18 protein-coding genes and 1 pseudogene are annotated in these 14,358 nt (G+C 58.7%); 6 read left to right on the top strand and 13 right to left on the bottom strand.

Annotated features, from left to right (window positions below; genetic code table 11):
• Window positions 1–30: 30 nt before the first annotated feature.
• Entirely contained in the window at window positions 31–1,017 is a 987-nt protein-coding gene (locus SIC15_RS05970; RefSeq protein WP_069184213.1) for a CobW family GTP-binding protein, read from the bottom strand.
• A gap of 48 nt (window positions 1,018–1,065) precedes the next feature.
• The gene (locus SIC15_RS05965) at window positions 1,066–1,461 is read right to left on the bottom strand and encodes a hypothetical protein (RefSeq protein ID WP_069184212.1); all 396 of its coding nucleotides are present in this window, start codon (window positions 1,459–1,461) and stop codon (window positions 1,066–1,068) included.
• A gap of 134 nt (window positions 1,462–1,595) precedes the next feature.
• Here SIC15_RS05965 and rluF point away from each other — a divergent pair, with 134 nt between their 5' ends.
• Window positions 1,596–2,534, top strand: a complete 939-nt coding sequence (rluF, locus tag SIC15_RS05960; protein WP_069184211.1) for a 23S rRNA pseudouridine(2604) synthase RluF — start codon at window positions 1,596–1,598, stop codon at window positions 2,532–2,534.
• A gap of 27 nt (window positions 2,535–2,561) precedes the next feature.
• Here the strand turns inward: rluF and SIC15_RS05955 are convergent, their stop codons facing one another.
• The 8 genes from SIC15_RS05955 to SIC15_RS05920 form a co-directional block, all read right to left on the bottom strand.
• Entirely contained in the window at window positions 2,562–2,906 is a 345-nt protein-coding gene (locus SIC15_RS05955) for a YdbL family protein (protein ID WP_069184210.1), read from the bottom strand.
• Between the two features lie 29 nt (window positions 2,907–2,935).
• Window positions 2,936–3,106 (bottom strand): YnbE family lipoprotein, encoded by a 171-nt coding sequence (locus SIC15_RS05950; RefSeq protein WP_227514567.1) that lies wholly within the window; start codon window positions 3,104–3,106, stop codon window positions 2,936–2,938.
• A 41-nt stretch (window positions 3,107–3,147) separates the two neighbouring features.
• On the bottom strand, window positions 3,148–4,668 hold the full coding sequence (locus tag SIC15_RS05945) for a YdbH domain-containing protein (protein ID WP_227514561.1): 1,521 nt from the start codon (window positions 4,666–4,668) through the stop codon (window positions 3,148–3,150).
• A gap of 23 nt (window positions 4,669–4,691) precedes the next feature.
• Window positions 4,692–6,260 carry a bifunctional GNAT family N-acetyltransferase/carbon-nitrogen hydrolase family protein gene (locus tag SIC15_RS05940; RefSeq protein ID WP_069184208.1) on the bottom strand — a complete coding sequence of 523 codons (1,569 nt, stop codon included), beginning with the start codon at window positions 6,258–6,260 and terminating at the stop codon, window positions 4,692–4,694.
• Between the two features lie 72 nt (window positions 6,261–6,332).
• Window positions 6,333–6,875, bottom strand: a complete 543-nt coding sequence (gene thpR / locus SIC15_RS05935; RefSeq protein WP_069184207.1) for an RNA 2',3'-cyclic phosphodiesterase — start codon at window positions 6,873–6,875, stop codon at window positions 6,333–6,335.
• A 4-nt stretch (window positions 6,876–6,879) separates the two neighbouring features.
• Complete coding sequence (locus tag SIC15_RS05930; protein ID WP_069184206.1) at window positions 6,880–7,638, bottom strand: SDR family oxidoreductase; 759 nt, start codon at window positions 7,636–7,638, stop codon at window positions 6,880–6,882.
• 30 nt (window positions 7,639–7,668) lie between these two features.
• Window positions 7,669–8,361, bottom strand: coding sequence for an SDR family oxidoreductase (locus SIC15_RS05925; RefSeq protein WP_069184205.1), 693 nt, complete (start codon window positions 8,359–8,361; stop codon window positions 7,669–7,671).
• A gap of 66 nt (window positions 8,362–8,427) precedes the next feature.
• Entirely contained in the window at window positions 8,428–8,754 is a 327-nt protein-coding gene (locus SIC15_RS05920) for a DUF2007 domain-containing protein (RefSeq protein ID WP_227514560.1), read from the bottom strand.
• Window positions 8,755–8,860: 106 nt separating this feature from the next.
• On the opposite strand from SIC15_RS05920, the gene SIC15_RS05915 reads away from it, so the two are divergent.
• Complete coding sequence (locus SIC15_RS05915) at window positions 8,861–9,937, top strand: alpha/beta hydrolase (protein WP_069184203.1); 1,077 nt, start codon at window positions 8,861–8,863, stop codon at window positions 9,935–9,937.
• Window positions 9,938–9,956: 19 nt separating this feature from the next.
• Here SIC15_RS05915 and arfB read toward each other — a convergent pair whose 3' ends face one another.
• Window positions 9,957–10,370, bottom strand: a complete 414-nt coding sequence (gene arfB / locus SIC15_RS05910; protein ID WP_412537261.1) for an alternative ribosome rescue aminoacyl-tRNA hydrolase ArfB — start codon at window positions 10,368–10,370, stop codon at window positions 9,957–9,959.
• Between the two features lie 84 nt (window positions 10,371–10,454).
• Between arfB and SIC15_RS05905 the strand changes: the two genes are divergently transcribed.
• Both SIC15_RS05905 and SIC15_RS05900 read left to right on the top strand, forming a co-directional pair.
• Window positions 10,455–11,123, top strand: coding sequence for an SOS response-associated peptidase (locus SIC15_RS05905; protein ID WP_069184201.1), 669 nt, complete (start codon window positions 10,455–10,457; stop codon window positions 11,121–11,123).
• 149 nt (window positions 11,124–11,272) lie between these two features.
• The gene (locus SIC15_RS05900) at window positions 11,273–11,773 is read left to right on the top strand and encodes a C40 family peptidase (RefSeq protein WP_069184200.1); all 501 of its coding nucleotides are present in this window, start codon (window positions 11,273–11,275) and stop codon (window positions 11,771–11,773) included.
• 20 nt (window positions 11,774–11,793) lie between these two features.
• Here SIC15_RS05900 and SIC15_RS05895 read toward each other — a convergent pair whose 3' ends face one another.
• Both SIC15_RS05895 and SIC15_RS05890 read right to left on the bottom strand, forming a co-directional pair.
• Entirely contained in the window at window positions 11,794–12,267 is a 474-nt protein-coding gene (locus tag SIC15_RS05895) for a DUF4442 domain-containing protein (RefSeq protein ID WP_069184199.1), read from the bottom strand.
• 115 nt (window positions 12,268–12,382) lie between these two features.
• Window positions 12,383–12,988 carry a LysE/ArgO family amino acid transporter gene (locus SIC15_RS05890; protein ID WP_069184198.1) on the bottom strand — a complete coding sequence of 202 codons (606 nt, stop codon included), beginning with the start codon at window positions 12,986–12,988 and terminating at the stop codon, window positions 12,383–12,385.
• An 88-nt stretch (window positions 12,989–13,076) separates the two neighbouring features.
• Between SIC15_RS05890 and SIC15_RS05885 the strand changes: the two genes are divergently transcribed.
• Entirely contained in the window at window positions 13,077–13,958 is an 882-nt protein-coding gene (locus SIC15_RS05885) for a LysR family transcriptional regulator ArgP (protein WP_069184197.1), read from the top strand.
• A 21-nt stretch (window positions 13,959–13,979) separates the two neighbouring features.
• Window positions 13,980–14,332 (top strand): annotated as a pseudogene (locus tag SIC15_RS05880) (gamma-glutamylcyclotransferase).
• Window positions 14,333–14,358: the final 26 nt, after the last annotated feature.

The raw sequence follows: 14,358 nt of genomic DNA, 5'->3' as shown, positions 1-14,358 counted from the left end.
TGCTCACATACCGGACAAAGGCTCACTCGTTCACCTCGGATCCAGACCTGCGGCCGCCCGCATGCGGGCATCAAGTTCCCGGGCATCAATCTGATCAGACGCGATTATTTCCGCCCGGCTATAGGCCTGCGGTTCACCCTGAATAACGGTCAGAGCACCATCCACAACATTGATAGCCCGCCAGCCATCGACTGTGTGAACGACCGCCTTGAAGCGCACAAACGCCGAGTCCATGGCCATCACCAGCAATGCGTTCTCGTCCAGGATCAGTTCCGGATGAATCCGCCAGCCAACACTGAAGTGCCCCTGCCCCTGATTGGTCATCTGCTGCCAGGGTTCGTCATCAATAGCGGGGGCCGGCGCTGAGTTCTTGTGATGGTGGTGATGGTGAGCGTCCGGATTGGTCACTGGCAGGGCATCGGACTGGCCGTCCAGCCATCCCGGCGCAAGCTGTCCGAACCGTGTGTGGTGAATCGCCCGCTTGGCCGGCTCCAGCTGAGCCGCCCAGTTATCGAAATGGGCCAGTTGTTCGGGAGTGCAAAGATCAGTCTTGTTGGCGACAAGAATATCTGCCGCAGCCACCTGATCCCGGAACTGGACATTGCCCAGCACTTTCGGCTCCTCGAGCCTGCGAGGGTTCACAAGGCAGATCACCGGCCCCATCGACAGCACATCCTGGTAGTGTTCGCTGGTCAGGGTATCCAGAATCTGGGAGGGGTGCCCTAACCCGGTGGGCTCAATCAGCAGCCGATCCGGCTTGGCCTTGTGGATCAGCTGGTTGAGCCCGATCTGCATCGGCAGGCCGGCCACGCAGCACATGCAGCCACCGGGTATTTCCTTGATGAAGGCGCCCTCGGTTTGCAGCATGGCGCCATCAATGCCCACCTCGCCGAATTCGTTGACCAGAACGGCCCAGACCTCGTTTTCCGGTTTGTTTTTCAGCAAATCCAGAATGGCGGTGGTTTTACCGACACCGAGAAAACCAAGTATCAGACTGGTGGGAATAGGTTGAGCCATGGCGTCGGAGGCACTCCTTGAAGAATCGAAACGTTATATTGTAACACCTTATCCCCCAGGACGATCCTTCTTCAGGAACATCCCGACGGCCTTATCCGATAGCAGCGCATGCGCGAGAGCCGGATAGGGCAAATAGTGAACAAACAGGGTGGCAAGGGTGACCGCATCCATCCCGGCATCCAGGAACATCCAGGCGCCGAAAGCGACGAACAGGGCTCCGAGAAAACCGCCATAAATCCATAGCGCCCGTGAGCGCTCCTCCGGCATTGGCAAACGCTCGAGGGTCCGGGCCACCGAGAAGCTCATGTAGACGGCAATCAGGGCCGCAATGACCAATGAAGCCAACAACCCGGTAAATCCGATCAGATACCGGAACAGGTAGTTGGTCAGGAAGAACAGGGCAATACAGGTAACGGCAACAATAGTGATGCGTGTCTTTTCCATGATGGTCTTTTTTGTTTGATTGGTTGAGGGCGCCGCCAAGAATGGCAGAGACGGTTAGAAAGAACCAGCCCTGCTGCGACCGGTGTTCCAGACTGATATGATGCCCGACATTCTCACTGGCAACCGGACTCCCGATGACCTCTGGCAATTCCACCCGGCTCAACAAATACATCAGCGAAAGCGGTATGTGCTCCCGCCGGGAGGCTGACCGATACATCGAGCAAGGCAATGTTTACATCAACGGCAAACGGGCGACCGTCGGCGACCAGGTGCTTCCGGGTGACACGGTCAAGGTGAACGGCCAGGTGATCGAGCCACGGGCTGAAGAAGATCTCGTGTTCATTGCACTGAACAAACCGGTAGGGATTGTCAGTACCACGGACAGCGCGGAGAAACACAATATCCAGCGCTTTGTGGGTCACAGCGAACGCATCTTCCCGATCGGACGCCTGGACAAGGACTCCCAGGGCCTGATCTTCATGACCAGCAACGGCGACCTGGTCAACAAGATCCTGCGGGCGGGCAACAACCACGAAAAGGAATACCTGGTTACCGTCGACAAGCCCGTCACCCGGGAATTCGTGGAGGGTATGGCCAATGGTGTGCCGATCCTCGGAACCATGACGAAAAAGTGCAAGGTGTCGCGGGAGTCACGATTTGTCTTCCGGATCATCCTGGTTCAGGGCCTTAACCGCCAGATTCGCCGGATGTGTGAGTATTTTGGTTACGAGGTTACCAAACTCGAACGTATCCGGATCATGAACGTCAGTCTGAAAGGGCTCGCGGTGGGCCAATGGCGGGACCTGACCGAGAAAGAACTGGCCGGGCTGTTCGATGCCATACGGGATTCGTCGTCAGAGGCGCCGCCCAACTCTGGCAAGCCTGCAAAAAAGAAGCCCGGGGCGAAGACCAAACCACAGACCAATCGAAAGCCTGGATCTTCATCAGCACCGGGCAAGCCCGGCGGCGCTCGGCGACCAGGCCCGAAAGGAAAACCCACGCCTGGCAAAAGACCCACCTCCGGTAAACGGCCCAAAGGCGGCAAACCAAGGCAGAAGAGCGTTAAACGGTAAGCGAGGCTTGCATCTGGCCGCGTCGGGCTACTTTTTCACCCACTTGCCGCCCATTTGCACGTACTGGCCGGACGGAGTCTTCTCGATCGCCTTCTTGCCTGCAACCGTCTCCACCTGGGTGACGGGAATGTTGTGTTTCTCGGCGATCCGCTTGTACTCATCCCGGCGGGCGCTATTGATGGCTTCCACCACTTCGCTGGCCTGCCCTTCGGCGCGCACCACCTCCAGATAACCCGTTGGCGTTTCTCCAACCAGCCCCTGTTGCTTGACCGATTCCAGTTTCTGCTTGGCTTCGTCCAGCCCCATGGCAAGCACGGAGGCGCTGATACCGAACGCCAGAACCAGCGCAAACATCTGCATCAATCGTTTCATCGTTAACCCCTCAAACTTTCCGCGTACAGTCAGAACAGACCCTGTTCGCTGAACAGGTCATCCACTTCCTTATCCACTTTCACGTAGATTTCGTGCTGGATTTTCACGTTCAGGTTGACCGTAATCGGCTCTTTGGGTGCTGCCATCTGCACTGTGGGTGTGCAGGCCGCCATGGCCATTGGCAGCATCGCTATCATCATTATTCTCGCAAATGGCGGCCTTTCGGGCCGCAAGGGCTTTCTCATGGTGCTGTCTCCTCACCGGATTCCTGCAGCAACTCCCGGACACGTCTGGTAACGGCTTCATTCACCCGGCCACTCAACTGAAGACTGGTCAGAAGCGCCGGAATGTCTTCCTCAAGATTGACATTGAGCACGACTGGCTGCCCGCCCCTGAGCTCTGAGTTTTTACCTTCAAGTCGTAGGCCCAGCGTCAACTTACCCTGTTCATCGTAGTCTATCGTGCTGTTAAGCACTGAATAGTGAAAGTTTTGCAACGCCTGAACCACAACATCCATGGCCTGGTTGCCACCCAGCATTGCCTGAAGCTTGTCCGCCGGCAGCTGCAAACGGCCACCCGGGTCGATGGCTGACACTGTTCCTGCACTCACCTGCACCCCGTCGCCACTGATACCCAGAGGGATTCTTCCACGAAGCTGCCCGCTTCCGGACAACCCCTCCGCTGGATACACCGCCATCAGACGGCTCAGGGAGATATCCTCAACCTCAACGGGGATACGGCCAGAGCCACCTGCCAACTCGTACACCGCAGGAGGAACTCTGACCGTGCCTTCAAGGAACCGGGCTCTGGCCTGCTGAACCTCCAGAGTTCCGGCCAGCAGTTCCGTCATCGGGGCGTTGTAGTCCGCCGAGAACCGAACCGAGCTGACGGGGATGCCGGCATTGATCTCACCAACGGCCAGGTCCCTGAAACTGGCCGCCACCTGCGAATTCTCCAGAGATACCCGCACCCGGCCGGAGAGACCGGTCACGGCCGTGCGGTTATACACACCCCCGACATCCTGCAAATCCGCGATCCCACTGGCTTCAAGCTCACCGCCCCTGCCGGTGGAAACTGCCATCCAAAGGCGGGCATTGCCGGAATCGACGGTCAGAAGATCCGGCCAGCCAGACAGGGTGTCTGCCAGGGCCCGAACGCCCTGTTTACCGTCGATAACAGACTCGATAGCAACCGAAACGCCGCCATCGGGGTCAAGCTGAACGTCGAGATCGGCGGTGAAACCAGAGTCAGAAACCAAGGTTCCCTGGACGCGGAGTTCGGAAAGGCGACCTTCTGCCCTTCCCTCGAAGTTCCATGCCTGCGGCAACAGGATCGGATGCTCAACACGGGTGGCAGAAACGGCGATATCGCCATCAATCGCAATGCGGTCTGCCCAGGACCCTGACGCGCCATAGTCCAAGGTAACGGTGGAATTGCTGAGGTCTGTGCGCAGAGTGTTGAACTTCAACGGCTGCTCCGCCCCTGTATAGGCGAGATATTCCGTGATAATCAGCGAGGAAGGAGCAAATTCGATAATCGCAGAATCACTATCGGCCGTGACAGAGGGTCTGATATCCGCCTGGCTTCCGGTGACTTCCCAACCACCAGACCGGATATCCGGCAACGCCATGCCTATCGAGCCCTGATCAATGGCAAAAGACCAGCCTGCGACTGCCAGGGGCCAGGCGAGCAGTGCCGGGCCACCGATCCAGAAAAGCCGACGTCCGATGCGTCTAGACTGTACGGACCCTTTATCGGGCAAAACGACACTCCTGTCGATCCGGTTCACTCACCGCGCCAGGTCACGCTGTAAAGATCGTGCCGGCGGTCCTGAAGGTTTTTCACGGTACCACTGTTGCGGGCGGTGATCAGCACTTCCGGGCGCAGATCGGCAAAAGCGACGGTTTCCACGTTGGGTTCGGTGTCAGCAGCAATGCCATCCCGGGCAAACGGAAAGTCGCAGGGTGTCAGGATGCAACTCTGGCCGTACTGGATTTCCATGTTCGGCACGTTCGGCAGGTTGCCCACGTTGCCGGACAACACCACGTAAACCTGGTTTTCAACGGCCCTGGCCTGACAGCAGTAGCGCACCCGCAAATAGCTTTGCCGTTCGTCGGTACAGAAGGGCACAAAGATAATATGCACGCCCTGATCCACCAGATGCCGGGTCAACTCCGGAAACTCCGCGTCATAGCAAATCAGCACGCCAATGGTGCCACAGTCGGTCTCGATGGCGCTGACCCGGTTACCGCCCTGCACGTTCCACCAAAAGGCCTCGTTGGGCGTCGGATGGATCTTGGGCTGGCTGAACACCTGGCCATCCCTGAGAAACACGTACGCCATGTTCCGGATGGTGCCGTCTTCCTCACGGACCGGGGTGGAGCCGGCCACAATATTGATGTTGTAGCGCAACGCCAGATCCCGCATCAGTTCGCGGTAGCGCTCGGCGTAATGGGTGACCGCGGCAAAGGTCTCGGCGGGGCTGCCCTTGCGGGCCTCAATGGACAGAAGCTGCAGGGTGAACAGCTCCGGAAACACGACAAAGTCGCCTTTGTAGGTGGAAACAACGTCCACGAAATACCGGACAATCTCACTGAATTCATCGAACGACGCTACCGGGCGTTGCTGATACTGAACCGTGCCGATTCGCACGGTATCGCGCATGCGCTGACCGTACCGTTTCCTGCGCCCGTTTTTCTCGGATTGGGGTACTTTCGGATTGCGCCAGACCAGGTGAATGCCATAGCCCATGGAGTCGTGATCGGCGTCGAGATAATGCGGAATGATACCGTGTACCTCGAACCCCTGATGAAGCTGGAAGGACAGCACCGGATCCTTCTGTTCCTTGCTCCGGATCGCTTCGACGTATTCTTCGACACTGGTGAATTTCTTGAGGCGCTGGCGCAGACTCGGCAATCTCCCGGCGAAGACCACACCCTGCAACCCCAGCGTCTGGCATAACTGCTTGCGCTCGTTGTAGAGCCGCTCACCGATGCGGTAGCCACGGCATTCCGGATCAACACAGACTTCCATTCCGTAGAGCCAGTCGCCTTCCGGATCATGCCTTGAGGCATAGCCATTGCCGGTTATGGACGTCCAGTCGTGAGCGGCCAGGGCGATCTCCTCGGCGATCCGGAACGTGGCACAGTAGCCGACTACAGTATCCCCAAGCATGGCGACAAACTGCCCGTCAGGAAAGGTATTGATCTGCCCGGTCAGCGGCCCCTTGGTGTAGCCGTACATGCCTGTGCCTTCATAAACCCGACGGCTGAGCTGGATGATGCCGGGAATATCCGCCAGCGTGGCATTGCGGACATACAGGCGCTGATCAGGATCGGAAAACGGGGGACACATAGACACCTCAGCAAAGGCGTTGATTTGCCCTCATCTTTGGTGGAGCAACGGCTTTTCGTCAAGCTAAATCCGTTACCCGGGCCCACTCAGCGGGAAGCGTTCGATGACACGATACTCAGACCCTGCCGGGCCCGGTTTGCTATCGAACAGGGCGAACTCGGTTACCGCAAATTGCCCGAACACGGATGCACCCTGTTCAGCCAGCAGGCGCTCAACAGAGCCCGGCTGTCGCTTGAATCTGGCCAGGGTAATATGCGGAAGAAAGGACCGGCGCTCCGCCTCAAACCCGAGCTTCTCCATTCGCTGCCCAAGCGCCTCGTGGATGTCGGCCACCGGCGCTTCCGGCTGAACGCCGGCCCACAGGTTCCGCGGCCTCCGCGACTGGCCGAAACAGCCCAGGCCTGAGACTTCCAGCTCGAAAGGGGTTGGTCGAATTGCACGGGCAGAATCAACCACGGCTTCCAGACGGCTCTCTTCCACCCCACCCAGGAACAGCAGTGTGATATGCAATTGTTCGGCACTCTGCCATTTGGCGCCCGGCACCGAGACCCTGACGTTCAGCAACCGATCCTTGATTTCGGAGGGGAGCTCCAGGCCGAAGAAGATCCGTGGCAATTCCTTATTCCTCGTAGATCATCTTGCGTACCATGCCGCCATCTGCCACGAAGTTCTGACCGGTGATAAACGAAGCTTCGGGCGATATCAGGTAAGCCGCCAATGAGGCGATATCACCGGGCTGCCCTACTCTGCCCGCCGGATGTTGCAAGTGATCGGTTTCGGAGAGCGGTTCAACCTCTTCTGAGTCCCCCTGCCAGGCCCGGGTATCGATCCAGCCCGGACTGATACAGTTAACCCGGACATCCGGCCCCAGGCTCACGGCTAGGGCATGGGTCAGCGCCACAATGCCTCCCTTGGTGGCAGCGTACGCCTCGGTGTCTGGCTCGGATTGAAGCGCCCTTGTCGAGGCCATGTTTACGATAGCGCCTTTCGTTTTTCGAAGGTGCGGTACCGAGTGTTTGGTGACCAGGAACGGCCCGGTCAGGTTCACATCCAGCCGACGCTGCCACTGTTCAAGGCTCAGCTCCTCCACCGGTCCGGTCTCCGGATTGGCGATTCCGGCGTTGTTGATAACGGCGTCCAGGCGGCCGCCCCAGCGGAGAGTCTCGGCAAAGATACGCTCCACATCGGTTTCCGAGGCCACATCGCCTGGCAGAAAGCGCAGTTGGTGCTCGGCACTGGCGGCCAATCGCTCACCCACGGCCTTGTCGGTATCACAGAACGCCACTTTCCAACCGGCACCGGCCAGGTGAAGCACGATGCCCCGGCCGATGCCCCGAGCGCCGCCCGTTACCAATGCGACGCGATCTGTTTGGCTCAAAACAACCTCCTTTTTGGCTGATCCGCCGACTTACTCAACCTTCGGCGTGGGCCGGACAAGAATTTCGTTGACATCCACATGTGCCGGTTGCGCCACGGCATACATGACCGCATTGGCAATGTCTTCCGGCTTCAGTGCGTGGCCAGGACGTTCATCGAAGAAAGGCGTGTCTACCATGCCTGGCTCAATCAGGGTAACGCGGATACCGGAGCCACGAAGCTCCTCACGAACACCATATCCAATGGCGGAAACCGCCCATTTGGTCGCACTGTACATGGAACCGGGGATGGTGGTTCGGCCTGCCGCAGAGCCGGTAAGCAGCAAGTGGCCCTTGCTCTCCCTGAGTGCTGGCATGCAGTGCTGAAGCGTGAGCCCGACACCGTAGATATTGGTGAGGATCATGTCCTTCCAGACCTCAGGATCAGCGCCACTGAATCCGCCCGGCTCACCGCCCCGGCCGGCATTGGCGAACACCGCATCAATACGGCCAAAGGCTTTCAGAGCCTGGTCGACCATGTTCTTCTGATCATCACCGCTCTGGACGTCACACTGCACCGTCAACACCGTGTCCTCGCCACCCAGTTCCTCTTGCAGGCCTTTGAGCTTGTCTTCGGAACGGGCCGCCAGCACCAGACGATAACCTTCTTTCGCCGCTGCTCGCGCTGTCTCTGCACCAATACCCGACGACGCGCCGGTGATCAGCATTACAGGTTGGTCTGCCATAAGTTTCGTCTCCTGTTGCTTGTAATATGTGGATAGGGCTACGCCCGCTGACACCAGATCGATCAGTCAGTAGATCTGCAGCAGGATCAGGGTGAGGATGGCGAGGGCGAACAGGAACCAGCGAGCGTAGTGGGCGGGGCGATCCTCATCGTCGCTAACCGCGCGGCTGACACTGCCACCGGAAGTCTGCTCATACTCTGACACCAGTTGTCGTGCCCGGTAGAGATCCTCGTCACCGACATGGACATTACTGAAACCTGCGGCACCGATCTCGCCCATTGCCCCCTGGAGATAGTGGCCGCCCACATAAGCCTCAATACCGTTGGCTTCCAACAGACCTGCCACGATGTGGGCTTCGGTTATGTCTTTGGCTCGATAGGCAATTTGCAACACGCGACTCCTTCTGTGACCGTTCCGGGCAGAACCGGGACAAATCTGCGAGTATTATCTAAAGGATAGTTCGCCCCGCAACGAGGGGCCAATAACGTACGGATCGACCATGCTCTGGATTATTCTTGCCGTCATCGTATTCATTGTTGCCGCAACGTTTCTGCTGTTCCGGCTTGAGGATCTGTCGCATCTGGATGGAGACAATCCTCCGGTTCGGGAGGGCAAACCAAGCCCGGCAAATCGCGAGGTACTGGGGCGCATCCGGGAGATGGGCGAGTCCTACAGGGGGCTTCGGGGCAAGGCAAGACTGATGGCGCTCCGCAAACACATGGATGGCCTGAGTGAAGGGCTGGAGCTGGCTTCCGAGTTTCGTTTCAACGCATCGCCCAGGGGAGAGTGGGTCCTGGCCCCGGGTTGCGATACGCGGCGGCGAGTTCTGTACATCCACGGGGGTGCCTGGGCTGCCGGCAGCCCCAGAAGCCATCGGGCGATTACGGACAGGCTGTCGGCGATCACTGGTGCCGCTGTTTTTGCCGTGGATTATCGGTTGATGCCTGAGAACCGTTTCATGGACGGTGTCCGGGATTGCCGGGATGCCTACTCCTGGCTGCTGAAGCACGGGCCGGACGGTGACGAGCCTTCAGACTTTATGTTGATCGCCGGGGATTCGGCCGGCGGCAGTCATACCTTGGGGCTCATTGCGTGGATTCGTGACAATGGCCTGCGACAGGCCGACGCCGCAATCGCTTTTTCGCCTTCCACCGATCTGACCCTGACGGCGCCGAGCAACCGCAACAACATTGGTACCGATCCCCTGCTCGGGCCTGTGTTCGGCGGCTTGTCGAAAATCCCCCTGCCAGTGATCTGGTGGGCCACCTTGGCGGCATTCCGGGTCTCACCGACAAGCCCTGTTGCCTCGCCACTGCGCGGGGACCTGAGGGACCTGCCACCAACACTGATACAGGCCAGCGACACCGAGATGTTACTGGACAATGCCCGTCGCTATGCCGCCAGGGCAAAGGCTGCCGGCTCTCCGGTCGCGCTCCACACCTGGCCAGGCATGGTGCATGTGTGGCAGATATTCGTGCCACTGCTTCCGGAAGCCGAAGAGGCCTTCGAGGATATCCGGGCCTTTCTGGCAGAGGTTGAATCTGGCGACCTGAGCCAGGCTTCGGCCAGACTTTGAACAGTCTGTCGGGAACAGGCTAGACCGACACCTTGCCCCGCAGGGCCTTGGTTTTGCCTCGCTGGGTTTTACGATCCACCCGCTTGCGCTGGGCAGCGCGGGTCGGTTTGGTGGGTCGGCGGGCCTTGCGGGGCTTTACCGCCTCAAGAATCAGCTCTTTCAGCCGCTCCAGTGCATCTTCCTTGTTCAGTTCCAGGGTCCGAAAAGATTGCGCCTTGATGATCAGCACACCCTCTTTGCTGATTCGCTGATCATTGATCGACATCAGCCGCTCCTTATAGAAAGGCGGCAAGGAAGAGTGTGGGATATCAAAGCGCAGGTGCACGGCGGAGGCCACTTTGTTCACGTTCTGGCCACCGGCACCCTGGGCGCGGATCTGGGTGATTTCGATCTCCCAGTCGCCAATTTCAACAGCGTTGGATAGTTTCAGCATCTGCTAAGGTTAACAAAATACGAACCAGCGGGCTCCCATGAGGACCGCTCCCCATTAAACCCGGGACAGGAAGCAGCCGACACCATGTGCGGACGATTCACGTTTTATACACCTCCGGATACGCTGATCCTCGAGTTTTTTCCCGAAGGTATGGAAGTGGACGGGCGCTTTAATCCCAGCTACAACATTCCGCCCGGTACTGGCATTCCCATGATCCGCATGAGCATGAACGGTAGCCTGATCATGGCGCACTCCCATTGGGGCTTTCGCCCGTCCTGGGCAGATGAAAAGGCCCCCGCCCCGATCAATGCCCGGGCAGAAACAGCGGCTACCTCGAAGTACTTCCGGGACGCCTTTGCCCACCACCGCTGCCTGATTCCTGCCAATGGCTGGTACGAATGGCAGCAGAGTGAACAGGGCAAGACGCCTTACTACATCACGCCATCGGACACCGGGGAGAATCCGGCCATTTTCTTTGCCGGTCTCTGGACACCGAGGGAGGGCGACGAAACCACCGCCTGCGCCATTATTACCGAGCCCGCCAGCGAGAGCCTGAAACACATTCATGATCGCCAACCAGTGGTACTCCACCCCGGCTGTCTGAGGGACTGGCTGAACCCGGAAATCAGTGATCGCACCCGGATACGGGCAGCAACCCACCGCCTGGACCCGGAACATCTGAAAGCCGTTCCCGTGTCCCAGGAGGTCAATAACCCGAGGCATGACAGGCCGGACCTGATCCGGGAAACCTGATTGTCCCGAGGTTCGTGATCCCGGTTCCAGGCCTCCGGAATCAGCCGGTAAACCAATAACGAGATCAACAAAATCTCACGAATCGTAACCTGACATCAGGCGGCCCGAGGCTTAGAGTGTAGGCTGAGGACACCGATACAGGATTGAGTATGCGCAATTCCCTGCAAAATCTTTTCGCTCTGGCAGTCATGGCGCTTGTACTTGGCGGTTGCGCCAGCAGCGGAAATATCAAGCCGTCCTCATCCGCGCCGGTGCAGCCGTTGCCTGTTGAGGCATCCGGTTCCGACAAGGCACAAAAGCTCTGGCAGGTGTTCGAGCGCTACCGGGGAACCCCCTACGAATACGGCGGCACCTCTTCTGAAGGCTTCGATTGCTCCGGATTTATTCTTACCGCCTATCAGGAAGGCCTCGGCAAACAGTTGCCCAGGACAACCGGCCAAATGCTGGCCAGTGGTGATGTAGTACATCCTGGCGAGATTCAGCCGGGCGACGTGGTGTTCTTCCAGATTGGCGGCAAGGAGCAGCACGCGGGCATCTACATGGGCGGAGACCGGTTTGTCCACGCCTCCACGTCTGCCGGCGTTATCCAGTCTTCAATCAGCGGTTATTACTGGAAAGGTCGCCTGACCGAGGCGCGGCGCTTCGACTGAGCCGGACTGACCAGCCAGCTTCAACGATTTTTCCGACGCACATAGAGTACTTTGTGCACGCGCGCGACCAGCTCACCGGATTCATCAACAATATCCACGTCCCACTCGGGCAGCATTTTGTCTCCGTTTGCCGTTGCGGCCCGGATCTCGTCAACACGCTCATCGGTCAGCTCAAACCGGGCCATCACCGTGCCTTTACCGGGGCGAATAAAATCGATGCTCGCGGATTTGTCCCACACGATGTAGTCGTTCCCCAGCCTACGCATCAGTAGCAGCATGTACATGGGATCAACCATGCTGTAGAGAGAGCCGCCGAAGTGGGTGCCGACGTAGTTGGTGTTGTACCAGTGCTGACCCATCTCCACCGTTGCCGAGCTGAAGTCATCGGCAATCTCGGTAACGCGAATGCCTGCTCCGAGATAGGGAGCAAACGTGGACAGCATGCGGCGCATGGCCCCTGCACTGGCAAGCCAGCGACGTACGGTGGAGTTCATCACATATCCTCGGTGGTAAAAATGACTGCAAACTCAGTAGCACGCTATCTTCCGCTGTGTCGTGCGCTGATGCAAGAAATTCATACGACCGTTTGAATATTAAAGACCACCGATATTAAAGACCACTGAACGTGAGGTGCAGGGCGATAGCAGCCATCATAACGCCGATGACACCGTCAATAATGCGCCAGGCCAGCGGACGCGCGAGAATCGGGGCCAGCGCCGAGCCACCCCAGGCCAGCAGGCCGAACCAGAGAATCGAGGCGCTACTCGCACCAGCCACGAAGGTAGTCGCGTCTTCCTGCTGGGCGCCGACAGCCGGAATCAGAAGCAGCGTATCCAGGTAAACCTGAGGGTTGAGCAGTGTGACCGCCAGGGTCGTGAACACGACGGCCTTCAGGCTTCGCTTGGTCACCTCACCCGCTTCCAGGGCTGCCCTGCCGCGGCTGGCGCGAACAAAGGACTGGATTGCAAGCCAGCCAAGGAACGCCACCCCCAGCCAGCGGAGAATCTCAAGGGCCTCCGGCATGGCCATCAGGGCAGCACTGATGCCGAACATACCCAGCGTGAAAAGCGTGACATCCGCCACCATGCACAAGCCGGCTGACCACCAGTGGTGTTCCCGGCGAATGGCCTGACTCAGCAAATAGGCGTTCTGCGCGCCAATCGCCACGATAATGCCGCCACACACGATCAATCCGGTCAGGTAACTCTCAAGCACGTTGGTTTCTCCTCAATCAATGGCGCAAGGTTACCGGTTTACATCTATACTGGAAATTCATACTCATAATGCTGCATCAGTTTTTCTTATGATTGACTACAAACTGCTGGAAGCGCTGGCGACGGTCGTTGAGTGCGGGGGGTTCGAGCGCGCCGGTCTGGCGCTTGGGCTGAGCCAGTCGGCCGTTTCCCAACGCATTCGGACACTTGAAATCCGGCTGGGGCAACCGGTTCTGGTCCGTAGTCCGGTACTCAAAGCGACACCGGCCGGGCAGCGCCTGCTCAATCACGTTCAGCAGGTGCAACTGCTGGAAAGAGACCTGACCAAATCCATTCCGGCGCTCTCGGAACCCACCGCCAGACTTCGCATTGCACTGAATGCCGACAGCCTGGCCACCTGGTGGGCGGCCGCCGTAGGCAGTTTCTGCGCGGACGAAACCCTGCTACTGGATCTCGTGGTAGAGGATCAGGACATAGGCCTTCGCCGAATGCGCGAGGGGGATGTGGCGGCCTGCCTGTGCAGCAGCCCCCAGCCAGTTGCCGGTGCGCGATGCGTGCCAATTGGCACCATGATCTACATGCCCCTGGCAACGCCGGAGTATGTTGACCGATATTTCGGGAACGGACTCAGTGAGGCCAGCCTGCAGAATGCCCCGGCCATCGTTTTTGGGCCAAATGACCAGCTGCAACACAGGTTTCTGGCCCAGTGCGGCTATCACGGCACCTTCCCCCACCACCTCTGTCCTTCCTCGGAAGGTTTTGTGAACCTTGCGCTGGCCGGCATGGGCTACGGCATGATTCCGGAAATGCAGGCACGCCCGGAAATTGCTGCGGGACGGCTGGTAAGCATTGCGCCTGAACAAACCCTGGAAGTACAGCTATACTGGCACTTCTGGCGCCATGGCGGCGGCGTGATGGACCGTCTGACCAACGCCCTGCGGTCTGCGGCCACGTTGAATTCAAACGTGTAAACAGGGGGAGCAACGATCAGAATGAAGCACCTTGTGGCGGTTTACGGCACGTTGAAACGTGGCCGGAACAACAGCCATATTCTGCGAGGCGCCCGTTTTGTCGGGACAGACCGGATGCCCGAACTGAGCCTGTATCACCTGGGCCCCTACCCGGGTGCCATAGAGGAACCTTCCACGGGCGTTCGCGTGGAAATCTATAAGTGAAGGATTCCACGCTGAAGGTTTTGGACGAGTTGGAAGACTTCTTTCCTGAACGCCCGCAGAGCAGTCTGTATATCCGTCGGACCATGGACACCCGCCACGGGCCGGCCTGGGTGTATCTTTACAACCGGCCGGTCAAAACAATCCAACGGCTGAACTCCGGAAGCTGGTAGGCCAGCTCACACCCCGCCACAGAAAA

The sequence above is a fragment of the Marinobacter sp. MIT932201 genome, assembly GCF_047123295.1.
Lineage (GTDB): Bacteria > Pseudomonadota > Gammaproteobacteria > Pseudomonadales > Oleiphilaceae > Marinobacter > Marinobacter salsuginis.
Note: the sequence above shows the minus strand (reverse complement) of the source record. Positions and strands in the feature narration are given on the sequence as shown.